Raw genomic sequence first — 25,758 nt, 5'->3', positions numbered from 1 at the left:
GCCGTACGAAAAAAAGCGGATTTTATACAGAGGGCAGACAGGTCCCGTTACGCTGTGTAGAATCGATTTACGCATACAATAATAATCGTCTTCTGGCAGCAGAAGCCTCGCCCGCAAGAGCCTTGGGTCGACAATGAAGATATTCGGGTTTCAACTGATCTACGGAGACTTCCTCGCGCGCAGCGTGCGTGGCATCTCCTGTGCGCCGCCCTCCACATCACTTTCCTGACAAATAACCCTGGTTAATTGATAAGAAATGATGAGGCGTCACCATGGCAGATTTATACGAAAACCCAATGGGCCTGATGGGCTTTGAATTCATCGAGTTCGCAGCGCCGACTCCTGGCACACTGGAGCCGATCTTCGAGATCATGGGCTTCACCAAAGTCGCGACCCACCGTTCCAAGAACGTGCACCTGTATCGTCAGGGCGCAATCAACCTGATCCTCAATAACGAACCCAACAGCGTCGCCTCGTACTTCGCCGCCGAACACGGCCCGTCCGTTTGCGGCATGGCGTTTCGCGTGAAGGATTCGCAGAAAGCCTACTCGCGCGCGCTGGAGCTCGGCGCCCAGCCGATTCACATCGAGACTGGTCCGATGGAACTGAACCTGCCGGCAATCAAAGGCATTGGCGGCGCGCCGCTGTACCTGATCGACCGTTTCGGCGAAGGCAGCTCGATCTACGACATCGACTTCGTGTTCATCGAAGGTGTTGATCGCAACCCGGTTGGCGCTGGCCTGAAGATCATCGACCACCTGACCCACAACGTTTATCGCGGTCGCATGGCCTATTGGGCGAACTTCTACGAGAAGCTGTTCAACTTCCGTGAAATCCGTTACTTCGACATCAAAGGCGAGTACACCGGCCTGACCTCGAAAGCCATGACCGCACCGGATGGCATGATCCGCATCCCGCTCAACGAAGAGTCGTCCAAGGGCGCCGGGCAGATCGAAGAGTTCCTGATGCAGTTCAACGGTGAGGGTATCCAGCACGTCGCGTTCCTCACCGACGACCTGATCAAGACCTGGGATCAACTGAAGAAAATCGGCATGCGCTTCATGACCGCGCCGCCGGATACCTACTACGAAATGCTCGAAGGTCGCCTGCCGAATCACGGCGAGCCGGTCGATCAGCTGCAATCACGCGGCATCCTGCTCGATGGTGCATCGGAGCAGGGCGACAAGCGTCTGCTGCTGCAGATTTTCTCGGAAACCCTGATGGGGCCGGTGTTCTTCGAATTCATCCAGCGCAAGGGCGACGACGGTTTCGGCGAGGGCAACTTCAAGGCTCTGTTCGAATCGATCGAGCGTGACCAGGTGCGTCGTGGTGTGTTGACCACCGAGTAATCTGAAATGAAAAAATCCCGGCCTGCAGAAATGCAGGGCCGGGATTTTTTTGCTTCATACAAAACCTGCGGGAGCGAGCCTGCTCGCGAATGCAGACTTTCATTCAACAGTCATGTTGACTGGTCTGACGACTTCGCGAGCAGGCTCGCTCCCACATTTGTCTTGTGTTGCATTCAAGAGCGGCGTTGGCGCGTCAAGTGTTTGAAGCCCTCGAACACCAGCACCACAACCGCCAGCCAGATCGGGATGTAAGTCAGCCACTCGCCTGACTTGATGCTCTCTCCCAGCAACAACGCCACCGCGAGCAACAACACCGGTTCGACATAACTCAACAACCCAAACAGACTGAACGGCAGCAAGCGGCTGGCGATGATATACACCACCAGCGCAGACGCACTGATCAGGCCGAGCAGTGGAATCAGCCACATCAGCCCCGGATATTGATCGAACACGGCTAGGCCCTGTTCACCGCCCTGCACAAACCAGTAGGCGACTGGCAGCATCAGGGTCATGTCGACCCACAGGCCACCGAGGTTGTCGGTTTTCAGGTATTTGCGCAGTACGAAGTACAGCGGATAACCGACCACGACCACCAGCGTCGCCCAGGAAAAACCACCCACCTGATACAACTCGTTCAACACGCCGAGGCTGGCGAAAAATACGGCGATTTTCTGCAGGTAAGACAGGCTCTCGCCATAGGCAATCCGGCCGGTGAGCACCATTGCCAGTGGCAAGAGGAAATAGCCCAGCGATACATCCAGGCTGTAGTCATTGAGCGGTGCCCACATGAACAGCCACAGCTGAACCCCGAGCAGGGCGGAAGAAACCAGCAGCCCGGCAATCAGCTTCGGCCTGGCTGCGATCAATCGGAACAGCTCCAGCACCCGCCGCCATTCCCCGGAAACCAGCATGAACACGGTCATGCACGGCACGGTCAGGAGCATGCGCCAGCCGAAGATCTCCACACCGCTCAGAGGGGTCAGCAGCGACGTGTAGTAATACATGACGGCAAACAGCACGGAGGCTGAAACCGATAGAGCGATACCTTTAGACAAACTGTCCTCGCGGCTTGTTGGTTGAACGGGGCGCGCAGGATACGTGGTTTTTGTGCTGAATATTGAGCGGGTGCTCATTATTTCCCACATTCAGGAGCCACAAATCCTGTGGGAGCGAGCCTGCTCGTGAAGAGGCCGGCAGATTCAGCATAGATGTTGCGTCGACTGGCGCTATGCATGATTGCATCGCTTAAACGCAAAAAGATCGCAACCTTCGGCAGTTCCTACAGGGAACGCATTCCACAGTAGCTGCCGAAGGCTGCGATCTTTTGATCTGCGCTTCTGATTAAGCCCGCAACGTCCGCGTCATCCGCAACGCCAGCAGACTCCCGCCAACGATCACCGCCGCCAGCACATACAACGCTGCATCCGTCGAACCAGTGCTGTCCTTGACCCAACCCACCAGGTACGGGCTGAGGAACCCGGCCATCTGCCCCATCGAGTTGATCAGCGCCAGCCCACCAGCCGCCGCGCCTGCGCTCAGCATGGCGGTCGGCACCGGCCAGAACATCGGCAGACCGGTCAGTGCGCCCATGGTCGCTATGGTCAGGCCGAGAATCGCAATCGCCGGATTGGCCGCGAAATTCACCGCGATCACCAGCCCGACAGCGCCCATCAGCATCGGCACCACCAAGTGCCAGCGGCGCTCCTTGCGCAAATCCGCCGAGCGGCCGACGACCAGCATGAACACTGCCGCGAGCAGATACGGAATCGCACTCAGCCAGCCGATCACCAGGTTGTCGCTGAAGCCGAGGTTCTTGATGATCGACGGCAGCCAGAAGTTGATCGCGTACACGCCGCTCTGGATGCAGAAATAGATCAGGCCGAAGGCCCAGATCGCAGGATTCTTGAACACCGCAAGCAGTGAGTCGGTGGCGGTTTTCGGTTTGTTGGCGAGGTCTTCGGCGTGGTCGGCTTCGAGCACCGAACGCTCGTGGGCGGTCAGCCATTTGGCGTTGGCGAAGCTGTCGCTCAACAGGAAATACGCCAGTGCGCCGAGGATCACCGTCGGAATGCCTTGCAGCAGGAACATCCACTGCCAACCGGCCAGGCCACCCTGGCCGGCGGCGAAGTGGTTGAGGATCCAGCCGGAAAAAGGGCTGCCGAGCAGGCCGGACACGGGGATCGCCGACATGAACAGCGCCATGATCCGCCCGCGACGAAAGGTCGGAAACCACTGCGAGAGGTACAGCACGACGCCAGGGAAGAAGCCGGCTTCAGCGGCACCGGTGAAAAAGCGCAGGGCGTAGAACTCGGTCGGGGTAGTGACGAACAACAGGCAGGTCGACAGCGTGCCCCAGGTGATCATCATCAGGGCAATCCAGCGCCGTGGACCGAAGCGGGTCAGTGCCAGGTTGCTCGGCACGCCGCACAGCACGTAACCGATGAAGAAGATGCCGGCGCCGAGGCCGTACACCGTTTCGCTGAATTTCAGTGCGTCGAGCATCTGCAGTTTGGCGAAGCCAACGTTGACCCGGTCGAGGTAGTTGAACAGATAGCAGATGAAAATGAAGGGAATCAAACGCAGGGTGATGCGTTTGTAGACGGCGTTTTTACCGTCGTCGATGGTCTGGGTAGCTGCGGCGCTCTGCGACATAGCGGCTCTCTCTTTATTATGATTTTTTGCGATGCAAAGGGTAACGTTGATCGCCCTGAGAGTCTCGGCCACCTTTGGCCGGATTGTCTTTGTGCCTGAGCACAGGGTTTGCCGCCAGACCCTGTGCGGCTGAACAACCGTTCGTGCCTGAAATGAAGGATTGCCGCCGCTATGTTCGAACTCGATCACGACCTTGCCCAGGACATCGTCGACCGGGCCATGGCCATTTTGCCGTACAACGTCAATGTCATGGACAGCCAGGGCCTGATCCTCGGCAGCGGTGAACCGGAGCGCATCAACACCCGGCATGAAGGCGCGCAACTGGTGCTGGCCAACGGGCGCGTGGTGGAAATCGATGCGCAGACCGCGGTGCACCTCAAAGGCGTGCAACCGGGCATCAACCTGCCGCTGTTGCTCGATCAGCGCTTGATCGGCGTGCTTGGCATCACTGGCGAGCCGGAGCAATTGCGCACCTACGCCGAGCTGGTGCGCATGACCGCTGAAATGCTCGTCGGCCAGCGCAACCAGCAGGCCGAGCAGCAATGGCGACGGCAGCGTTGCGATGATCTGCTGGCTTTGCTGTTGAGCGAGGCGGGGGATTCGCCGCGCCTGATCGATGAGGCGCAGCAGCTTGGGCTCAAGCCGCAATTGACCCGGGTGCCGTATCTGTTTGAGCTGGGTCTTGAGCACGGGCCGGGGCAAACCGTCGAGGCACTGAGTGCGTGGCTGACCTCGCGGTATCCCGACAGTTGGTGCGTGAGTTCGGCGAAGTCGTCGCTGTTGTGGTGTCGCCCGGCGAGCCAGAACGTCGAGCACGATCGCCTGCTGGAAAAGCTCGATGGCCTCGGCTGGAAGATTCTGCGCATCGCCGTCGGTGGGCAGGCGGATGGTCTGGCCGGGTTGCGTCGCTGTTATCGACGGGTCGGCGATTTGCTCGCTTATGGTCGTGACGTGCTGCCGAATTCGCGGCTGCTGACGCTCAATCGTTATCGCTTGCCGGTCATGCTATGGCGACATCGCAACGACGATGCGCTGGACGAACTGCTCAAGCCGCTGCGCAAGGTCATCGCCAAGGACAGCAGCGGCCAGTTGCTGGCGACGCTGCGCAGTTGGTGCGAGCACGACGGGCAGAGTCAGGCGTGTGCCGAGGCGTTGGGCATTCATCGCAATAGTCTGCGTTATCGCATGGAGCGGATTGCCGAGTTGAGCGGGGTTGATCCGTTGAAGCTGGACGGGATGCTGGCGTTGTATCTGGGGGTGCAGCTGTTGCCGCAGACTGATCCGAATTGATCGGTGTGTTCAATGGCCCCTTCGCGAGCAGGCTCGCTCCCACATTTGGAATGCATTTCAAAATGTGGGAGCGAGCCTGCTCGCGAAGGGGCCGGAACATCCAACGCCAGCCTTTTGTGGAAATGAACAATAAACGTCGACGCCACTTGTGCAGCCGACCGGCGTCAACGCTCGCGACCGCTGGCAGCATGAACGCCACTGCAACCGGAGAATTCCCATGAAAATCGTCATCGCCCCCGACTCGTTCAAGGACAGCCTGAGTGCCCAAGGCGTTGCCGAAGCCATCGCCCTCGGACTGGCGCAGGTCTGGCCGCAGGCAACGCTGATCAAATGCCCGATGGCCGATGGCGGCGAAGGCACGGTCGAGTCGATTCTCGCAGCCTGCGAAGGTGAGTTACGCCGCACCCGCGTGCGCGGTCCACTGGGCGCGCCGGTCGATGCTGCTTGGGGTTGGCTACCGCACAACCACACAGCGATCATCGAAATGGCCGAGGCCAGCGGTCTGCAACTGGTCCCGCCGGGACAGCGCGATGCCTGCATCAGCAGCACCTTTGGCACGGGTGAATTGATTCGTGCAGCGCTGGATGCCGGCGCGCAACGGGTGATTCTGGCGATTGGCGGCAGCGCGACCAATGACGCCGGTGCCGGGGCGATGCAGGCGTTGGGTGTGAAGTTGCTGGATGCGCAAAATCAGCCTCTGGTACCGGGCGGCCTGGCCTTGGCGCAACTGGCGCGACTCGATGTGGTTGGGCTTGATCCGCGTCTGGCCGATGTGCGTTTCGACATCGCCGCCGACGTCAATAATCCGCTCTGCGGCCCCCACGGCGCCTCGGCCATTTTCGGCCCTCAGAAGGGCGCATCGCCCGCGCAGGTTGAGCAACTCGATCAGGCGCTGGGGCACTTTGCCAAACTCTGCGCGCAAGCATTGGGCAAAGACGTGCGCGATGAACCGGGCAGCGGCGCGGCGGGTGGTCTGGGGTTTGCGGCCAAGGCTTTTCTCGGTGCGCAGTTTCAGGCGGGCGTCGAGGTGGTAGCGGAACTGGTCGGGCTCGCTGAGGCGGTCAAAGGTGCGGATCTGGTGATTACCGGAGAAGGCCGCTTCGATGCGCAAACCCTGCGCGGCAAAACACCGTTCGGTGTTGCGCGAGTTGCCAAACAACACGCTGTGCCGGTGATCGTGATTGCCGGGACCTTGGGCGAGGGCTACCAGGAGCTCTATCAACACGGCATCGACGCCGCGTTCGCCGTGACCAGCGGACCGATGACACTGGAGCAAGCCTGCGCCGAAGCACCGCGCCTGCTGCGTGAACGCGCCACCGATATTGCTCGGGTCTGGCAACTCGCCTCAGCCTGAAAAATATTTGCCGCAGACCCGAAACCTTCCTCAAGCCTGGCCGATACAACGGTCAGGCGCACACAAAACCAAAATTCAGTGCCGCCGGACTGTCGCCCGCTATGGGCCAGTGCTCACGGCATGGACGCTCGTAGTTTCTTTCTTTCGAGAGTCCGACCATGTCCCTGCGTAACCTGAATATCGCGCCCCGTGCTTTCCTCGGTTTTGCCTTTATCGCCTTGCTGGTGATTGTCCTCGGCGTGTTCGCGGTCAGCCGCATGACGGTCATTCGTCAGGCGTCGATCGACATGGACACCAACCAATTGCCAAGCGTGACCCACCTCAGTGTGGTCACGGAAAACGTCCTGCGCATGCGCATCCTCTCGTTCCGTGTGCTGGTCAATCGCGAACCGGCCAGCCTGCAAGAGGCAGAAACCCGCATCGCGGTGCTGGTCGACAAGGTGCGCAAAGCGCAGGCCAGCTACGCTGCGTTGCCGGCAGGCCCTGAAGAGCGCGCGGTCTTCCAGACGTTTTCGACGACGCTCGATAATTACCTGCAAGCGCAGAATCAGATGATTGAGCTATCGCGCAAAGGCGATCTGGAAGCGATGCGCGCGTTGATCAACACGCGCATCAAGGAAGGCACCGATCAGATGGGCGAGCAGCTCAACAAGCTGATCGGCATGAATACCGCCGGGGCCAGAGCGGCGGCCACCAAGGCCGGTGAAAACTATGACAGCGCGATCACCGGGATCATCATCGTCGCCGTGATTGCGGCGCTGGCCACCGTGTTGCTCGCCTGGTTGCTGACCCGCAGCATCGTCACGCCGCTCAACCGCGCCGTGCTCGCCGCGCAAACCATTGCCAGCGGTGACCTCAGCAAAGCCATCGAAGACGACGGCAAGGATGAACCGGCGCGCTTGCTTGAAGCCTTGGCGGCGATGCAGACCAACCTGCGCAAAACCATCGAGCAGATCGCCGGTTCCGCCACGCAACTGGGCGCCGCTGCCGAAGAACTCAGCGCCGTCACCGAAGAAGCGTCGCGCGGGCTGCAGCAGCAGAACAACGAAATCGAGCAGGCCGCCACCGCCGTCAACGAGATGACCGCTGCGGTGGAAGAGGTGGCGCGCAACGCCGTGTCGACTTCCGAAGCGTCAAACCAGTCGACCCACGCCGCCCGCGAAGGTCGCGATCAGGTGGTGAAAACCGTCGACGCGATCCAGACCATGACTCACGACGTGCAGAACACCGCGCAGATGATCGAAGGCCTCGCCGCGCAAGGTCGTGACATCGGCAAGGTGCTGGACGTGATTCGCGCGATCGCCGAGCAGACCAATCTTCTGGCGCTCAACGCTGCGATTGAAGCCGCGCGTGCCGGCGAGGCTGGCCGTGGCTTTGCCGTGGTGGCTGACGAAGTGCGCGCCTTGGCCCATCGCACCGCGCAGTCGACCCAGGAAATCGAGAAAATGGTTGCCGGCATCCAGAACGGTACCGGTGAAGCTGTCTCCTCGATGCAGCAAAGCAATCAGCGCACCCAGTCCACGTTGGAAATGGCCCGCGCGGCCGGCGTGGCGCTGGAGCAGATCACGCAATCGATTCACCAGATCAACGAACGCAACCTGGTCATCGCCAGTGCGTCGGAAGAGCAGGCGCAAGTCTCGCGCGAAGTCGATCGCAACCTGGTCAACATCCGCGACCTCGCCACGCAATCGGCCGCCGGCGCCAATCAGACCAGTGCCGCGACCCACGAACTGTCGCGGCTGGCAGTGGATTTGAATGCCATGGTGGCGCGTTTCGTGATTTGAGATACGGTGAAGGCTGGAAACCGCGCTAACAGGAGACGTACATGCGCTATTCAGCCTTGACCCAACGAATCGCCGGGGAGGGTGCCGCTGCCTGGCAGATTCACGACCGAGCGCTGGAACTGCGCGCCGAGGGCGTTGATGTTTTGTTGTTGAGCGTCGGCGATCCGGATTTCGATACGCCGTTGCCGATCGTCCATGGCGCGATCGATAGCCTGTTGGCCGGCGATACCCATTACGCCGACGTGCGTGGTCGCTTCGAGCTGCGCAGGCTGATTGCCGAGCGTCATCGCCAGCGCAGCGGTCAGCGTGTTGATCCTGATCAGGTGATTGTCCTGCCCGGCGCGCAATGCGCGGTGTATTCGGTGGCGCAGTGTCTGCTCGATCCGGGCGATGAAGTGATCGTCGCCGAGCCGATGTACGTTACCTACGAAGGCGTGTTTGGCGCTTGCGGTGCCAAGGTAATTGCGGTGCCGGTGCGCCCGGAGAACGGTTTTCGTGTCGACCCGGCCGATGTCGCCGCGCGCATCACCCCGCGAACTCGGGCCATGTTGCTTAACAGCCCGAACAATCCCAGCGGCGCGAGTCTGCCCTTGCTGATCTGGCAGGAACTGGCAGCGCTGTGCATTCGTCATGATCTGTGGCTGATCAGCGATGAGGTGTACAGCGAGCTTTTATACGAAGGCGAACACATCAGTCCGGCGAGCCTGCCGGGCATGGCCGAGCGCACCGCAACGATCAACAGTCTGTCGAAATCCCATGCGATGACCGGCTGGCGCATCGGCTGGATGATCGGCCCGAAAGCCTTGGCTGAACATCTGGTGAACCTGTCACTGAGCATGCTCTTCGGTCTGCCGGATTTCGTACAGAAGGCCGCGCAAGTGGCGCTGCAAAGTGATCTGCCGGAAGTCTCTCAGATGCGCGAGGAGTATCGCTTGCGCCGCGATCTGGTGTGCGAGCGTTTGCACGGTTGCCCCGGCTTGCAGCCGATTCGCCCGGATGGCGGCATGTTCGTGATGGTCGACGTTCGTCAGACCGGCCTCGGCGCGCAAGCATTTGCCGAGCGCTTGCTGGAAGGTTATGGCGTGTCGGTGCTGGCCGGTGAAGCGTTCGGGCCGAGCGCGGCGGGGCATATTCGCATCGGGCTGGTGGTGGATCGGGTCAAACTGGCGGATGCCTGCGCGAGGATTGCGTTGTGTGCGGTGCAGCTGTTGCAGGCGCGCAGTGCCTGATGGATTGGCGTAGTTTGTAAAGGCCTCTTCGCGAGCAGGCTCGCTCCCACAGTGGAATGCATTCTGCTGTGGAAGCAGGCTTGCTCCCATTTTGAAATGCATTCTCTGTGGGAGCGAGCCTGCTCGCGAAGGCGGCTTTACTGGCGCCAGAGATCTCAGCTTTGCCACGCAGAGGCATTCACCAGATTCCCCGGCCGCTGTCCATTCAACGCCGCCAACAGATTCTCCACCGCACACCGCGCCATTGCCTCACGCGTTTCATGGGTCGCCGAGCCCATGTGCGGCGTCGCCACCACGTTGCTCAACTGCAACAATGGCGAATCATGATTCAACGGCTCGCGCTCGAACACATCCAGCCCCGCCGCGCGAATGCGCTTGTTGCGCAACGCCTCGATCATCGCCGCCTCATCAACCACCTTACCCCGCGAGATATTGATGAAGATGCTCTCCGGCCGCATCAGCGCAAACTGCTCGGCGCCGATCAAGCGTTCGGTCTGCGCCGTCAGTGGCAAGGTCAGGCAAATGAAGTCGGCCTGCTGGAGCAACTCTTCAAGGCTGCGATATTGCGCGTCGAAACGCTCCTCGACCGCCGGTTTGCGCGACTGGCTGTGGTAGATCACCGGCATGCCGAAACCGAAATGTCCGCGCTGGGCCAAGGCTTCGCCAATGCGGCCCATGCCGATGATGCCCAGCGTTTTGCCATGCACATCGGTGCCGAAATGCGCCGGGCCGATGTTGCGGCTCCATTGCCCGCCACGCACCATGTTGGCCAGTTCGACCACGCGCCGGGCAGCGGCGAGGATCAGGGCGAAACCAGTGTCGGCGGTGGTTTCGGTGAGCACATCGGGGGTGTTGGTCAGCAGAATCTTGCGCCGGCTCAGATACTCGATGTCGTAGTTGTCGACACCCACCGAGACGCTGGCAATCGCCTTCAGCTGCGGCGCCAGATCGAGCAACGCCGCATCGAGTTTCAGGCTGGCGCCGAGCAAACCGTGGGCGCGGGGCAGGGCATCGCGCAGCTGCATGAGGCCGTCGGCGTCGAGGCTTTCGATCAGTGTCACGTCAAACTGCTCTTGCAGGCGCGCCATCAGCGCGGGCGAGAGTTTCTTGTACAGCACGACCTGTTTTTTCATGGCAAAAGTCCTTTCAGGAATGCGCCGGCACACGCGGGGTGCCGACTGCTTTGGCGACGACGCGATCACTGGCGCCGGGCTTGAGGAAAATCGTCAGCACCACCGACAACAGCAACGCGCCGCTCATCAACAGGTACGAGGCACCGGGCGAACCGGTGGAGCTGTTCAGATAGCCGACCAGATACGAGCCGCCAAACGAGCCGAGCGCGCCCATGCTGTTGATCAGCGCCATGGCGCCACCGGCGACGTTGGCCGGCAGAATTTCCGGAACGATGGCGAAGAACGGCCCATACGGCGCGTACATGCAGGCGCCGGCAATCACCAGCAGCGTGTACGACCACCAGAAATGTTCGGCGCCCAAGGCATACGAGCCATAAAACGCAATCGAAGCGATCAGCAGCGGCGGCCAGACGAAGCGTTTGCGCTTCTGCAATTTGTCCGAACCCCACGACACCGCGAGCATGCCCAGCACGGCCGCCAGATACGGCAGCGCCGACAGCCAACCAGCCTCGATCATGTCCATTTGCGCGCCTGCCTTGAGGATCGACGGCAGCCACAAAACGAATCCGTAGACGCCGATGCTCCAGCAGAAAAACTGCAGCGCCAGGATGATCACCTTCGGCGAACGGAAAGCCTCGGCGTAGTTCTTCACAGCCTTGATGCCGACCTGCTCTGCGGCGAGCGCGCTTTCCAGATCGTGTTTTTCCTGCTCATTGAGCCACTTGGCCTGGGCCGGACGATCATCGGCCAGACGCCACCAGATAAACGCCCACAACACCGCCGGCAGACCTTCGATGATGAACATCCAGCGCCAGCTGAAATGCTGCACCAGATAGCCCGACACCACCGACATCCACAGCATGGTCACCGGGTTGCCGAGGATCAGAAACGTGTTGGCCCGCGAGCGTTCGGCACGGGTGAACCAGTGGCAGAGATAGACCAGCATCGCCGGCATCACCGCCGCTTCGACCACGCCGAGCATGAAGCGAATGACGATCAGCCAATAGGCGTTGGACACCACGCCAGTCAGCGTGGCGAGCCCGCCCCAGAGAATCAGGCTGACGAAAATCAGCTTCTTCACGCTGTGCTTTTGCGCGTAGATCGCGCCGGGTACCTGGAAGAAAAAGTAGCCGAGAAAGAAAAGCGCGCCGAGCAGCGAGGACAGGCCCGGTGTGATCATCAGGTCTTCGGCCATGCCCGACGCGGCGGCGAAACCGTAGTTGGCGCGATCGAGATAGGCCAGGCTGTAAGTGATGAACACGATCGGCATGATGTACCACCAGCGGCGGGTGGCGAGGGTAGCGGTTTTCATCGGTGTGACTCCTGAGCTTGTTGTTTTTGTCGCAGCAGGTTTATTGATTTGCGGTGATCAGGCGGGCCTCTTCGCGAGCAGGCTCGCTCCCACAGAGGATTGCATTCCAAATGTGGGAGCGAGCCTGCTCGCGAAGGCGGATTCAAATTCAATCGATAACTCTTGGCGGGTCGGCAACCCCTCCATGTCGCCACGACTCTGCACCGCGCGACTGCCAATCCAGTTCGCTCGCTGCACGGCCTCGGCAAAACTCTGATGCTCGAGCAGGGCGCTGATCATCCCCACCGCAAAGCCATCCCCGGCGCCCACGGTATCGACCACGTTGCTCACCGGCACGCCAGCGACAAAACCCTGATCCAGCTGCGTGCGGTAATAAGCGCCCGCAGGCCCGAGCTTGATCGCCACCGCCTCGGCGCCCTGATCCAGATAGAACGCAGCAATGTCGGCCGGGTCGTCGAAACCGGTGAGCAAGCGGCCCTCGCTTAACCCCGGCAACACCCAGTGGGCGAGAGCGGCGAGGCGGTTGATCTCGCGGATCATCTCGGCCTCGCTGGCCCACAGGCTTGGGCGCAGATTCGGGTCGAACGACACGCTGCGCCCGGCGTTGCGCATCCGGGTCATCAGTTCGAAGGACATTTCCCGGCTGGAACCTGACAGCGCCGGCGGAATACCGGTGGCGTGCAAATGGCGGGCGCTGAGCAGGTTGTCGCTGATGGAGTGCGGCGACAAATGACTGGCTGCCGAACCACGGCGGAAATACTCCACCTGCGGGTCGCTGCCATCGTCGTTGCGCGATTTGAACTGGAACCCGGTGGGGTGATTTTTATCGACTTCAACGTGGCTGCAATCCAGACCTTCCTTGATCAGCGTTTCCACCACGAAGCGACCAAGTGAATCGTTACCGACCCGGCTCAGCCATGCGACGTTGAAACCCAAGCGCGACAAGCCGATCGCGACGTTGCTGTCGGCCCCGGCAATCCGTTTGTGAAACTGCTCGACCTTGGCCAGATCGCCGGTCTGCTCGGCGACCAGCATCGCCATGGTTTCACCGAAAGAAAGAATATCGATCTCAGACATGGGCTGGCTCCAGGCGCGATTGACCGAGGCGGGCGAGGGCGGCGACGTGTTCGCGGGTCAGTTGCACCAGGTCATCGCCTTGCAGCGGGTATTCAGCGGCGCGCATAACGCCTTGGTCCATGTGCCGCAGCAGTTGTTCCCACAAATGCAGATCGCTGATGGCCGGCGGTACGGCAACCAGTTTGCCGTCGGCGCGGCGCGCCACGGCTTTGCAATGCACGTAACCGACGTGACGGCCGAGCGCGCGTGCGGCGCTGGCGGCGGACTGGTCCTGCCAGTGCCAATTGCCAATGTCGAAAGTCATCTTGATCGGCAGGTTGTGCTGCTCGACGGCGGCAAAGAAACGCTGGAACGGCTCGATGCGCCCGCCGTGCAAGGTCTGGTCGTTCTCCACCAGCAGTTGCACCGGGCTTTGCTTGAGTCGCTCGGCCAGTGCCTGCAAGTCAGAGTTGTCGGTGAAATAACCGAGGGACACTTTCAGCCATTTCGAGCCGAATGCCTGGGCCTGTTGCAGCGCGGTAATCAGTTCGGGATTTGGCTGCGCTTGCCCTGCGAGCCAGAGTTCGGTGGGTGAGGAATAAATGCTTTGCAGGCCCTGCGCCTGGGTAGCCTGAGCCAGTTGCGCCGGGTCTTCACGGGTCAGCAGCTCTTCACGCCACTCGATGCGATTCGCCCCGGCTGCCGCGAGGATGTCGATAAAACAATCCTGCCCACGCTGGCGCACGAGCTCGGCACCGTAGCTGGACAGACTGATGGAAACGGCTGGTTTATTCATTGTTATTGACCTCTGAAACCGGTTTCATTTTTGTTCAAAAAAATATCAGATGGATTTGTGGTGCTTTTGCAGGCCTTTTCGCGAGCAGGCTCGCTCCCACAATGGAATGCGATCAACCTGTGGGAGCGAGCCTGCTCGCGAAAGCGTCAGATCAGACACCGCCAACCTCACGGGTCGACCCACGCTCAACCAGCACCGGCGCAAAATCCACCACCCGCGCCACCTCATCATCCCCGCGCAAGCGCTTGAGCAGACACTCAAACGCCCGCGCGCCTATCTCTTGCGTCGGCTGCGCCAGCGCGGTAATCCCGCTGCCCACCAGCGGATACCAATCCAGATCATCCAGGGCAATCAGCCCGACATCCTCGAACAAGCGCACACCGAGTGCGCGCAACGCATGAGTCGCCGCCAACGCCGCCACGCCATTGGCGCAAAACAGTGCTTTCGGACCGTCACCGTGGGTGTTTAAAAAGGTTTGCAGTTGCGCGAGTAGATGATCGCCGGTTTCCAGCACCGCTCCGGTCAGGGCCGAGCGTTGGGCAATCTGCGCTTGAAAACTGCTGACCCGTTCGATCCGCGAACTGGTGCCGTCAAATGGTTCGGTGACCAGCAATAAATCCCGATATCCGCGCTGCTCAAGGTGCGCGAGCGCCATCTCTACTGCTTGCGAGTTGTTCAACCCGACCATGTCGCTGTCGAGCCCGTCGACCTTGCGATCCACCAACACCATAGGCATCTCGCGGCGCAGCTCGTGCAATTCGTCACGGTGATGGCCCAGCGTGTTCACGATCAGCCCTTCGATGTTGTACGAGCGCAACAGCGCCAGATGCTGGCGTTCCTGCTCGTCATCGCGGTCGGTGTTGCACACCACCAGACTGTAGCCGTGCGCCCGGCAGGCGGTTTCCACCCCGTGCATCACGGCAATCGAATAGGGGTTGCGGATATCGGCCACCAGCATGCCGATCAGCCGAGTGCGTCCGCGTTTCAGGCCGCGGGCCATTTGGTTGGGGCGGTAACCGAGTTCGCCGATGGCTTGTTCAATGCGCAAGGCAATCGCGTCGGAGAGCAGCGCGCGGTCTTCGCCGATGAAGCGCGAGACGCTGGCCTTGGACACGCCGGCGCGTTCGGCAACATCGAGCATGGTCACGCGGCTGCGCTGGGCGGCGGAGAAGTCGTTCAATGGGGCAGACCTTATTTTTGAAATGTAGCGTTTTAACGGCATGGATACCGCTGAAACCGGTTTCAGAAGACACTATCTGACCTTGACCCGTCAACCTTCAAATGCAGCAGAAGCAATCACGGCAAAGTGGATTTCCGACAAACGGTTGCTTTACCTGTCAGATCTGACAGTAGGCATCTTTCCAATACCAGCGCTTAATTTCTTTCAGGCCTAGATGACCAGCCAGTGAGAAATTCCATGCCGATCGAAACGCCGATTACCTCCAGCAATCCATTGAATCCCGGCGTGCTTCTGAGCCTGCCACGAGTGGAAGGCGTCGATCCGCTTGACCCGGCCGGAACATTGCCGCCGGACGCAAAACAGGTAGGCATCGTTTGTATTATTGACCGCTGGCCGAACTTTCCTGTTTCAGGCGTGAATAAAGACCGTGTTGAAATTTTCATCGTTGGTAACCCTGATTTCGTCGCCTTTGGCGAGTATGGGGCCGCGGACGATGCACCGGAGTTTCGTATTCCAGTAGCTCCCGAGAAACTTCCGGATGTGGTTACGTTTGAGCTTTTGTACACAGTACGTTCGATCAACCCTACTACGTCACCTTCACGACGCCTGACTTTTGCGATAGTTAAGCCGCCGCAACTTTTGAAGGAGGTTACTTTTCCCGACGCGGATGCCTGGGGATATATCGGATGTTACAAGAACCATCCCGACGATCCGGAAGCCTTGTTTATCTGGGAAGGGGTACGTATCGAAATTCCTTTCGATGACTTGTTTGAGCTTACGGATGTCCTCAGCCTGGATTGGCAGGCATGGGATTCTTTAAACGGGTCGGGAAACCCTTTGACACAGGTGTTTAACTTTACTGAGGTTGTGACAGATGTTGTGACCAAGGAGCCAGTCAAGATTGTAATCAAGCCCTTTGCTTCACATATAGAACCCATGGAGGAAAACGATTCGGCCCTAGTTAATTACCAACTATTGCGCGACGGTGTACCTATCTTTCGCTCGTTTACCGGGTTGGTGAAGGTAGACAGGAAAATTCCGGGAGAAAGCAAGTATTGCTCGGATGCAAGTTGGATGAAGTGATCAGGCCGCAACAGTAGCAGCGATATTACGACTGCAGTTGGCGACATTCGCCATTGTCGAAGATGCATGGATCAAAAAACATTTTCTACGCAATGGAGAAGGCACATGACAAGTATTCAAACTGCGGAGTCAGGCACACCCTTGGGCGTTCTGGTCGCACCTACCCCCGAATTGCCAGACGGGCGCGGCACGAACAAGGACATTATTCCGATAGCTGCGATACCTGTGGGCGCCGCGCTGACACTTATGGTCAAGACCAATGTGTGGTCGAATCCTAACAGCAGAGATCAGATCGCCCTTGACGTTACGCGAACCGAGCCTCCTGCCAATCCGCTGCCGACAGACTTCACGCGGTTAAACAGGGTAAACCTCGGCGACGTGGCCAGCCGTCCTGTAGATTTCCCGATCACTGTGCCTACCGAATTTCTGGGTGAGGATGCAACCCCGGTGGGGCCGACGCCGATCTGGGTGCGTAGCGTGCTGTATGAGCGGGGGCTCAACCCGCTGACCGGTCCTGTCATGAAGTTTTTTATCGACCGTACTGGTGCCTGGCAAGCGAAACCTGCACAAACAGGTACAAATCCAGGACAGGTTCCAGGCGCCAGAACAATTCCGCCAGCCACGTTTCCAAATGCCCCCGGGGATCTGGATGACACATGGGCGGGTCAGCCAGGTAACGAAGGGGGATTGCAGGTACAAATTGATACAGGCTACGCCAACGTTCAGCCGGATGACACGTTGACCCTGTACGTGGCAGGTACACGTACCAACCCTCCGCAGGTGCCCCCTTTTTTCAACGGACCGATGCCCCCCGATGGCAAGCTGTCCATCCCGACCGCAGAGCTACGCAAGGTAACGAGCGGCCGGGCCTTCATCTGGTTCATCATTACTGACGCTGCTGGCAACCAGAGCGCATGGGGCGTGTATTTCAAAAACGTGCGTTTTCTGCCACTTCCCAAACTGGGCGTCATTACCGTCCCGGCAAACGAAGATGGTCTGATCGATTTAAAAGATGCGCGTGCAGGTGTGAAGGTAAAAGTCAGCCGGTTGGTAGATACAATCGGCACCGACGTAGTGAGCCTGACGTACGGCGCTCAACCAGCCCAGGATCTGCCATTCAACGCACTCACGGAGCTGGAGTTCACCATTCCTTGGTCGAGTCTGAGCAAACAATACTTTGATAACCAGACGGGTACGAATTTCGAATTGGACGTGGTCGTCAAAGCTGACTTGATGCGTGGCGGCTTATCCATCGACGATGGAACAACAACTGTAAAAACAGATTTCTCGACGCATCCGCCTTATACCGTCGACCCGACGACCCCGCCCCCTGAAGTTAATCCCGAATTCCGGAAACTGATCGTCCGCGGACAGCCACCTGTCACGGATAACTTACTGGGCCCTCAGGATGTCGACCAGACTGCCAAGGCTCACATCGATGTCTCGCCTGTGACCGCCGGGACGACGTTTCCCGATCCCGAATCGGGCGATCTGGTTACTCTGAAGTATCTCGGGGACCAAGGCGAAATTATCGTTAATTCCATTCCAATGACTACGTCGAATATCAATACAGTCATTCAGATAGATTTGCCATATACCGTTGTCGGTCCGGGTGGTATCGGGCTTAAAGAGGCTTGGTGGACATATGAAAACCCCGCTCGGAATAATACTCAAGACTCGGCAAAGGAGACGGTAACTGTCAATACTGTAGTCATTGTTCTCGATAAGCCGGAATTCCAACGTCCACCGACCGATGGCACCGAAGATCCATACATTATTTGCGAGAGCTTGACGGGGGATGATCACGTTGCGACGTTCAAGATCAAACCTAATGATCATTTCACCGATGGAATGGACATCACATTCAATTGGCAAGGCTGGCATGACGATAAATACACCATAGACGCACCGTCGGATACGGTTTTTTCCCGTACTCGTGCGATCACTTTGCTTGAGCTAACGGAGGGGATGCTTTGGGAAGTGCCATACGCACCTTTTATTCGTAATCTTCCTCGTCCACCTGCTACCACGCCTGATCCGACTGACTTTTACGCGGGTTATGTAAAAATCTGGTATTCGACGCCAGTTGTAACGACGTCAGAAGTTCAGGAAATGGTCGTCTACTTGCTCAATGCTGACTTCTTGTACTGCGAATCGGAACCGGGCTGGGATCCTGCGCCTGCTCCATAAACGGCATTCGCGATCATTGCATTGCCGGAGAGCCAGCCTCTTCAGGCAATGCAATTTTATTTGCGGAGTAAGAAACATCTCGAAATGTCGCGAGTGGGCGATTAAGCCCACCTATTAAGAGGATTAGTCCTACAGAGAAAGTCCGGACTAGCAGGTATTCTCCGGCGCCGTCTACAACGGTCGTCTGATGGAATATGTACGTCTGAACCGTCCTTCTTCCGTCCCGATAAACCTCAACGAGAAGTGTATATGACGTTTGAAAATAGCTTGGGACCGACAGTTTTGAAACTCACTGGCACGCTCTCTTGTGCAGCATTACTGATCGCAATATCCGAGACGGCCTTTTCCCGAAATCTCAATCCTGGTGAAGTCGAAACCGTATCCGTCGGTGCTACGCCAGAAGCCTGGTTCATCCCTGCCACTGCCACGCTTAACGTCAATGGCGGTGATACGCTGAACATCGTTGTCGGCGGTGGGACGTTAAACGCGATTTCCGCCAGCACTTCACAGATTGAAGCCTCAGCAGACGCCCGAGTGTCTCTGGACGCGGCAACGGTGACGGCTAGCAATTTCGACACTGCGCTGAGCTTGACCGACAGCTCGGCAGTGGTATCCGGCAGTACGCTGTCCAGCGATGGCAGAGCAATGTCGCTTACGCGCGACCTGAACGTACCCGTTGGCTCAACCGCGACCGTCACTGGCAGTACGCTGACAGGAGGTTTCTCGGGCGCAGCGGTAACATCCCTCAGTACCTTGAATCTGGTGGACAGCCGGGTTGAAGGGACCGACGCCGATGGTGTTGGCCTCGAACTTTACGGCGGCAACGCCAACATCAGTGCAGCCAGCGAGGTCATCGGAGAACTGGATGGGATCATCTTTGGCGAGGATACTGTCCTGAACCCGAGCGATGTCACCGCACAGAGTGTACTGAAGATTGATGGGTCAACCGTGCAGGGCCGCACCGGCGCAGCGATCAAAGTCGATTTTGCGACGCCGGACGATCAACCGGTATTGATCGAGATAGCTAACCGTTCGAATCTGATCGGCGGCAACGGTAATATCCTCGAGGTCATTGATGGCGCAGCAGCGCGCTTTCAGATCGACGACAGCCAGTTAACCGGCAATGTAGACGTTGCTGACGGCGGGACCGCCGCAGTTTTCTTGCAAAACAATGCCAGCCTTGACGGCAATTTGCTCAACGTCGATTCTGTTTCGCTCGATACCCGAAGCATACTCACCGGTAACATTCAGGGCTCTGGGGCTGGCGTCGTGATGCTGGATAACGACTCGATCCTGCACGGTTCGGTTACTGGCGTCAGCGCTATGTCCATCGGGCGTGGCGCTGAATGGAACCTGGTTGGCAGCAATTCGTTATCGAATCTCGAAATGCAGGGCGGGAACGTCAGATTCGGCACGCCCGCCGAGTTCGTCCGCCTGGATGTTGCCAACCTGTCAGGCAACGGCCGGTTTTTTTTGGATGCTGACGTGTCCACCGGTGAAACGGACTTTCTCAATGTCACGGAATCAGCCAGTGGCCGTCACGAGCTGGTAGTTGGTGCAAGCGCCAGCGAACCTGTCACCGGTGCACCGCTTCAAGTGGCTAACATCGCTGGCGGGGATGCTGAGTTCGATCTGAGAAACGGTCAGGTTGATCGTGGTGCTTTGGCGTACAAACTGGTGCGAGAGGGCGAAGGTATTTTCCTGCGGACTGATGGGACAACGCCGAGCACAGGTTCACAAACAGCATTGGCTATTGCCGGTACCGCTCCTACGGTTATCTATTCGGAAATGACCACTCTCAATACTCGCCTCGGCGACCGTCGCATGGCCGGCACTCAGCCGCGATCGCGATCGATTGCGGCACTGGACTCAGATAATCAGAACGCGACCAGCGGCCTGTGGATACGCACTCATGCCAATCAGTACAACGTCAAGAATGCCTACGGTGATGGTTATAAACAAAATCAGACTGGCGTCTCATTGGGGGTGGACACGCCACTACCGATAGGTGATGGCCAATGGTTGATCGGGGTTTTTGGTGGCTACAGCACCACTCGCCTTGACCTGGCCCGCGGCAGCGCCGGCACGATCAATAGCACCTATGGCGGGATGTATCTGTCCTGGTATGACGAAACGACCGGGTATTACGTTGATTCCGTTGGCAAAATCAACCGTTTCAGTAATGACGTCAAAGTCACCTTGAGCGATGACACTCGAACAAAGGGTGACTTCGATAATCTCGGCATCAGTGGAACCGTCGAAGTGGGTAAGCATATAGTCTTTAACCGAGGTTACTTCATCGAGCCCTCTGCTCAGGTTGGTGTTGCGACGGTAAAAGGCAAGGACTACAAGTTGGACAACGGACTGCAGGTAGACAGCAACGAGACCCGCTCATTGCTCGGCAAGGTCGGAATGACAGTTGGCCGCGAGGTGGTGCTGAACAATGGCGGAAAATTGCAACCCAGGCTGTACGCGGCGTTGAGTCATGAATTCGTCAACAATAATCGTGTCAGCGTGAATGACACTGGATTCAACAACGATTTGTCCAGCACCAGCCTCGAGCTTACAGGGGGCCTCAATTGGGTGCCGGCCAATAACAAGTGGCAACTGTATGGCGAGATAGGGACCAGCCGGGGCAGCAAAGCTGACCAGGAGCTAGGAGGGAGTGTCGGGCTGAGCTTCAGTTTCTGATTGCATGAGCATTAAAAAAAGGAAGCCTCGCAGCTTCCTTTTTGTCGTAGTCAGTAAGCGTTTTTTCTCTTGCTCAGGTCTGCGTTAGCGACAAACTCCCCAGTGATCGGAAACTCTTCGTTGCCGCTCTCTCCACCATGGTCATATGTGCCGGACCAAGTGCCACTCAGGGTTTTTTCAATGTCGTCATATTTCAATGTCAGGCTCCCGCTCACAGAGACGTGCAGATCACCCGTCGCAGGATTGGAATAGTAGGTACTTCTGACATCATCGCTATCTTTGGAGAGGTCATAGGTCAACGATTGGGGTTTAAAAGGGAACACAAACTCAAGCGTACGCGTCACACCATCCTTAGTGTGTCCAGCTGTCAGGACGTAACGCAGGCCTTCCGGGTAGGGCTTCGGCCCGAAGGAAGGTACAGAGGTAGATCGAAACTCCATGAATTGAGGGATTTTGACAAACCTGTAGAGTGGGTTGGCATCGCCGTTGATCGTGGCTGACAGATAGGTCGGCGCTAAAACCGGAAAGATCGTCGTGTAGGCTCGGGCTGCATAGCTCATGAGTTTTATCTCCATACAATATGGTTGGGGACATCCAAAGACTGACCCGTCCTACTTCTGGATGTTGTATGGAAGCGTGAATACAGTACGCCTGTAAACTGTCAGTGTTGACAGTTTACAGGCGTACGTTTTTGTGAGCTTTGAACTGCAAGAACAAGCCGTGTTTTTCAGCCGAACAATCCTGCTGCAATGTTGATCGAGAACCCGAGGATCGCCGTATTGAACACAAAACCGATCAGCGACTGCGCGAGCACAATCTTTCGAATATCCCGTGTCGCAACACCCACATCCGAAGTCTGCACAGCCACGCCGATGGTGAACGAGAAGTACAGAAAATCCCAGTAATTGGGGGTGGTCAGTCCTTCAGCAAAACGCAGCGCCGGCTCTTTGCCGTCCCAGGTGTAAAACAATCTGGCGTAGTGCACACAGAAGATCACACCTATCAGCAGCCATGAGCCGGTCACTGTCAGCGCTGTGAACCCGTAGTGCATGAGTTTGCGTGAGGTTTCCAGGTCTTTGCTGCCGGCCAGTTCAAGGGTGATGGTGGCGAGACTGGCCAACGCGGCAATGCACACCACAAACAGCACCAGCCCGGCGTTCTCGTCTTCGACTTCGGCGATGCGTCGCACGTCCGGGGCCTTGGCGCGTATGGTCAGCCAGAACATCAGGATCAGGTATGTCCAGACACCGACGTTCCAGCCAATTAGGATTTTGCTGACGATGGAATCGGCCGGGACCAACAGGCCGGTGGCGAGGCCGAGCAGAGCGGCGGCGGAGAGGCGAGGGTGGGTGCGGGCGAGGAAGGGCATGAAAGCTCGGTAGGCGAGGGAGGTTTCACCACCTTAGCCCAGCGATGACAGATGTGGCCACTGCGCATGATGTTGGCCAATCCTTGTGGGAGCGAGCCTGCTCGCGAAGACGTCAGCAGATTCAACATTAATGTTGGCAGACCGGACGCATTCGCGAGCAGGCTCGCTCCCACAGTTTGATCAGCGTTGTTTGGTGAATCGTTGTACGAGCTTCATGACCACGACGAAAAACACCGGCACGAAGATTACCGCCAGTGTCGCAGTGATCATCCCGCCAATCACACCTGTGCCGATTGCTTGCTGACTTGCCGAGCTCGCGCCAGTTGCAATCGCGAGCGGCACTACGCCGAGAATGAATGCCAGCGATGTCATCACGATCGGCCGCAGGCGCAAGCGCGCGGCCTGCAACGTCGCATCGATCAGATCGTGACCTTCGTCATACAAGCTCTTGGCGAACTCGATGATCAGGATCGCGTTTTTCGCCGACAGACCAATGATGGTGATCAGTCCGACCTTGAAGAACACGTCGTTGGGCATGCCGCGCAGTGTCACGGCGAGTACCGCGCCGAGCACACCAAGCGGGACAACGAGCAATACAGAGGTCGGAATCGACCAGCTCTCGTACAGCGCCGCCAGACACAGGAATACCACCAGTAGCGACAGGCCAAGCAGAATCGGCGCCTGATTGCCGGACAGGCGTTCCTGCAACGACAAACCGGTCCACTCTTGACCCAGACCTTTCGGCCCCAGCGCAACCAGTCGTTCGATTTCCGCCATGGCCTCGCCGGTACTGTGCCCAGGTGACGGTTCACCAGATATCGCGATCGCTGGATAGCCGTTGTAACGAGTCAACTGCGCCGGGCCTTGAATCCAGTTGGCCTGAACGAAGGCCGACAGCGGCACCATGTTCCCGGCGTTGTTGCGCACATGCATTTTCAGCAAATCATCCACCTGACTGCGCTGATCACCTTCGGCTTGCACGACCACCCGCTGCATGCGGCCCTGATTGGGGAAGTCATTGATGTAGCTCGAACCCACGGCAGTGGACAGCACGTTGCCAATGTCGGCGAACGATACGCCCAAGGCATTCGCCTGCTTGCGGTCGACGATCAGCTGCACCTGCGGTGCTTCGGCCAGCGCGCTTTCACGGACGTTCATCAATACCGGACTTTTCTCGGCGGCGGCGAGCAGTTCCGTACGCGCCTGCATCAACGTCGCATGGCCCAGACCACCGCGATCCTGCAAGCGGAACTCGAAACCGCTGGACGTGCCAAGGCCATCCACCGGCGGCGGCAGCACCGAGAAGGCCATGGCGTCCTTGATCTGGCTCAGCGCCGCGTTGGCGCGGTCGGCGATCGAGCTGGCAGCATCGTCACTGCCACGTTCCGACCAATCCTTGAGCGTCGAAAACGCCAGCGCCGCATTCTGCCCGCTACCGGAGAAGCTGAAACCCAGGATCACTACGCTGTCACTGATCCCCGGCTCACCAGCGTTGTGCGCTTCGAGCTGTTCGGCCACTTGTACGGTACGGCTCTTCGTTGCGCCGGGTGGCAACTGAATATCGGTGATGGTGTAGCCCTGATCCTCGGTCGGCAGAAACGAGGAGGGCAGGCGCGCAAAACAGATTCCGAGTCCAATCAGCAGGACCACGTAGATCATCAGGTAGCGACCCGTACGCTTGAGCGCATAGCCGACCCAGCCCTGATAGCGATCGGTCAATTGCTCAAATCGGCGATTGAACCAACCGAAAAATCCGGACTTCTCGTGATGCTCGCCTTTGCCGACAGGCTTGAGCAATGTCGCGCACAAGGCCGGCGTCAACGTCAGGGCGAGGAACGCCGAGAATAGAATCGAGGTCGCCATGGACAGCGAGAACTGTTGGTAGATCACCCCGACCGAACCCTGCATGAACGCCATCGGAATAAACACCGCGACCAGCACCAGAGTAATGCCGATGATCGCCCCGGTGATCTGCGTCATCGCCTTGCGCGTGGCTTCCTTGGGCGACAGGCCCTCGCTGGCCATGATGCGCTCGACGTTTTCCACCACGACGATGGCGTCATCCACCAGAATGCCGATGGCCAGCACCATGCCGAACATGGTCAGCACGTTGATCGAGAACCCCAGCGCCAGCATGGTCGCGATAGTGCCCATCAACGCCACCGGCACCACCAGTGTCGGGATCAGCGTGTAGCGCACGTTTTGCAGGAACAGGAACATCACCGCAAACACCAGCAGCATCGCTTCGCCGAGGGTGTAGATCACTTTGGTGATCGAGACTTTGACGAACGGCGAAGTGTCGTAAGGAATCTTGTATTCCACGCCAGCCGGGAAGTAGCGCGCCAGTTCGTCCATTTTCGCCCGCACCAGCGTCGCGGTGTTCAGCGCGTTGGCGCCTGGAGAAAGCTGCACGCCGACGGCGGTGGACGGCTTGCCGTTCAGGCGTGTACCGAACTGATATTCCTGACTGCCGATTTCGACGCGCGCGACATCACCGATGCGCACCGTGGAGCCGTCGCGATTGGCCTTGAGCACGATGTCGGCGAATTCCTGCGGCGTCGACAACTGGCCTTTGACCAGAATTGTCGCGGTGATTTCCTGCGTCGAAGGTGACGGCAGATCACCGATGCTACCTGCTGAAACCTGGGCGTTTTGCGCAACAATGGCTTCGTTGACATCGGCCGGCGTCAGGTTGAACGCGATGAGCTTCTGCGGGTCGATCCAGATCCGCATCGCCCGTTCGGCGCCGTACAACTGCGACTTGCCGACACCGTCCAGACGCTTGATCTCGTTCATCACGTTGCGCGCCAGATAATCGCTGAGCGCCACGTCATCGAGCTTGCCGTCGCTAGAGGTCAAAGTGATCAGCAAGAGGAAACCGGAAGAGACCTTCTCCACCTGCAACCCCTGCTGATTGACCGCTTGCGGCAGGCGCGACTCGACCACCTTGAGGCGGTTTTGTACATCGACCTGCGCCAGTTCCGGGTTGGTGCCCGGCTGAAAGGTTGCCTTGATCGTCGCGCTGCCCAGGCTGCTTTGCGATTCGAAATAGAGCAGGTGATCGGCACCGTTGAGCTCTTCCTCGATCAGGCTGACCACGCTTTCATCGACGGTCTGGGCCGAGGCGCCTGGGTAGACGGCATAAATTTCGATCTGCGGCGGTGCGACGTCCGGATATTGCGCGACCGGCAACTGCGGAATGGCCAGCGCACCGGCCAACAGAATGAACAGCGCGACTACCCAGGCGAACACCGGGCGGTCGATAAAGAACTGCGGCATATAAGAGCGTC

General features: G+C 58.5%; 18 protein-coding genes. 8 read left to right on the top strand and 10 right to left on the bottom strand.

The genetic code is table 11. From position 1 onward, the window contains the following. Nucleotides 1-272: 272 nt before the first annotated feature. Complete coding sequence (gene hppD, locus KVG87_RS02055) at nucleotides 273-1,349, top strand: 4-hydroxyphenylpyruvate dioxygenase (RefSeq protein WP_016774910.1); 1,077 nt, start codon at nucleotides 273-275, stop codon at nucleotides 1,347-1,349. A 173-nt stretch (nucleotides 1,350-1,522) separates the two neighbouring features. Here hppD and rarD read toward each other — a convergent pair whose 3' ends face one another. Beyond that, on the bottom strand, nucleotides 1,523-2,404 hold the full coding sequence (gene rarD, locus KVG87_RS02050) for an EamA family transporter RarD (RefSeq protein WP_122506800.1): 882 nt from the start codon (nucleotides 2,402-2,404) through the stop codon (nucleotides 1,523-1,525). Between the two features lie 286 nt (nucleotides 2,405-2,690). Beyond that, nucleotides 2,691-4,001 carry an MFS transporter gene (locus KVG87_RS02045; protein WP_071172590.1) on the bottom strand — a complete coding sequence of 437 codons (1,311 nt, stop codon included), beginning with the start codon at nucleotides 3,999-4,001 and terminating at the stop codon, nucleotides 2,691-2,693. A gap of 171 nt (nucleotides 4,002-4,172) precedes the next feature. On the opposite strand from KVG87_RS02045, the gene KVG87_RS02040 reads away from it, so the two are divergent. From KVG87_RS02040 to KVG87_RS02025, 4 genes are all read left to right on the top strand, one after another. After that, nucleotides 4,173-5,291, top strand: a complete 1,119-nt coding sequence (locus KVG87_RS02040; RefSeq protein WP_217848960.1) for a sugar diacid recognition domain-containing protein — start codon at nucleotides 4,173-4,175, stop codon at nucleotides 5,289-5,291. A gap of 217 nt (nucleotides 5,292-5,508) precedes the next feature. Next, nucleotides 5,509-6,645 (top strand): glycerate kinase, encoded by a 1,137-nt coding sequence (locus KVG87_RS02035; protein WP_217848959.1) that lies wholly within the window; start codon nucleotides 5,509-5,511, stop codon nucleotides 6,643-6,645. A gap of 158 nt (nucleotides 6,646-6,803) precedes the next feature. Continuing rightward, nucleotides 6,804-8,429, top strand: coding sequence for a methyl-accepting chemotaxis protein (locus KVG87_RS02030; RefSeq protein ID WP_217848957.1), 1,626 nt, complete (start codon nucleotides 6,804-6,806; stop codon nucleotides 8,427-8,429). A gap of 41 nt (nucleotides 8,430-8,470) precedes the next feature. Next, a complete protein-coding gene (locus tag KVG87_RS02025; RefSeq protein WP_217848955.1) occupies nucleotides 8,471-9,658 on the top strand; it encodes a pyridoxal phosphate-dependent aminotransferase in 1,188 nt (395 codons plus the stop codon). Nucleotides 9,659-9,813: 155 nt separating this feature from the next. Here KVG87_RS02025 and KVG87_RS02020 read toward each other — a convergent pair whose 3' ends face one another. The 5 genes from KVG87_RS02020 to KVG87_RS02000 form a co-directional block, all read right to left on the bottom strand. Then, nucleotides 9,814-10,791 carry a 2-hydroxyacid dehydrogenase gene (locus KVG87_RS02020; protein WP_217848953.1) on the bottom strand — a complete coding sequence of 326 codons (978 nt, stop codon included), beginning with the start codon at nucleotides 10,789-10,791 and terminating at the stop codon, nucleotides 9,814-9,816. A gap of 13 nt (nucleotides 10,792-10,804) precedes the next feature. Next, the gene (locus KVG87_RS02015) at nucleotides 10,805-12,103 is read right to left on the bottom strand and encodes an MFS transporter (RefSeq protein WP_217848951.1); all 1,299 of its coding nucleotides are present in this window, start codon (nucleotides 12,101-12,103) and stop codon (nucleotides 10,805-10,807) included. Nucleotides 12,104-12,160: 57 nt separating this feature from the next. Further along, complete coding sequence (locus KVG87_RS02010) at nucleotides 12,161-13,180, bottom strand: sugar kinase (RefSeq protein ID WP_217848949.1); 1,020 nt, start codon at nucleotides 13,178-13,180, stop codon at nucleotides 12,161-12,163. Then, nucleotides 13,173-13,955, bottom strand: a complete 783-nt coding sequence (locus KVG87_RS02005) for a sugar phosphate isomerase/epimerase family protein (RefSeq protein ID WP_217848947.1) — start codon at nucleotides 13,953-13,955, stop codon at nucleotides 13,173-13,175. The genes KVG87_RS02010 and KVG87_RS02005 overlap by 8 nt, the downstream gene beginning before the upstream one ends. Nucleotides 13,956-14,106: 151 nt before the next feature. After that, entirely contained in the window at nucleotides 14,107-15,135 is a 1,029-nt protein-coding gene (locus tag KVG87_RS02000; RefSeq protein ID WP_302467806.1) for a LacI family DNA-binding transcriptional regulator, read from the bottom strand. Between the two features lie 237 nt (nucleotides 15,136-15,372). On the opposite strand from KVG87_RS02000, the gene KVG87_RS01995 reads away from it, so the two are divergent. The 3 genes from KVG87_RS01995 to KVG87_RS01985 all read left to right on the top strand — a co-directional run bounded on the left by KVG87_RS01995 (nucleotide 15,373) and on the right by KVG87_RS01985 (nucleotide 21,099). After that, entirely contained in the window at nucleotides 15,373-16,218 is an 846-nt protein-coding gene (locus KVG87_RS01995) for a hypothetical protein (protein ID WP_217848945.1), read from the top strand. Nucleotides 16,219-16,323: 105 nt separating this feature from the next. Further along, entirely contained in the window at nucleotides 16,324-18,408 is a 2,085-nt protein-coding gene (locus KVG87_RS01990) for a hypothetical protein (protein ID WP_217848943.1), read from the top strand. Nucleotides 18,409-18,657: 249 nt separating this feature from the next. Next, the gene (locus KVG87_RS01985) at nucleotides 18,658-21,099 is read left to right on the top strand and encodes an autotransporter outer membrane beta-barrel domain-containing protein (RefSeq protein WP_217848941.1); all 2,442 of its coding nucleotides are present in this window, start codon (nucleotides 18,658-18,660) and stop codon (nucleotides 21,097-21,099) included. Between the two features lie 50 nt (nucleotides 21,100-21,149). On the opposite strand, the gene KVG87_RS01980 is transcribed toward KVG87_RS01985, so the two are convergent. From KVG87_RS01980 to KVG87_RS01970, 3 genes are all read right to left on the bottom strand, one after another. Then, nucleotides 21,150-21,659, bottom strand: a complete 510-nt coding sequence (locus tag KVG87_RS01980) for a hypothetical protein (RefSeq protein WP_217848939.1) — start codon at nucleotides 21,657-21,659, stop codon at nucleotides 21,150-21,152. 167 nt (nucleotides 21,660-21,826) lie between these two features. After that, nucleotides 21,827-22,468 (bottom strand): DUF1345 domain-containing protein, encoded by a 642-nt coding sequence (locus tag KVG87_RS01975; RefSeq protein ID WP_217848937.1) that lies wholly within the window; start codon nucleotides 22,466-22,468, stop codon nucleotides 21,827-21,829. Between the two features lie 180 nt (nucleotides 22,469-22,648). After that, on the bottom strand, nucleotides 22,649-25,747 hold the full coding sequence (locus KVG87_RS01970) for a multidrug efflux RND transporter permease subunit (RefSeq protein WP_217848935.1): 3,099 nt from the start codon (nucleotides 25,745-25,747) through the stop codon (nucleotides 22,649-22,651). Nucleotides 25,748-25,758: the final 11 nt, after the last annotated feature.

It is taken from the genome of Pseudomonas siliginis (genome assembly GCF_019145195.1).
GTDB lineage: Bacteria > Pseudomonadota > Gammaproteobacteria > Pseudomonadales > Pseudomonadaceae > Aquipseudomonas > Aquipseudomonas siliginis.
This window is presented reverse-complemented; position numbering and strand designations above follow the sequence as displayed.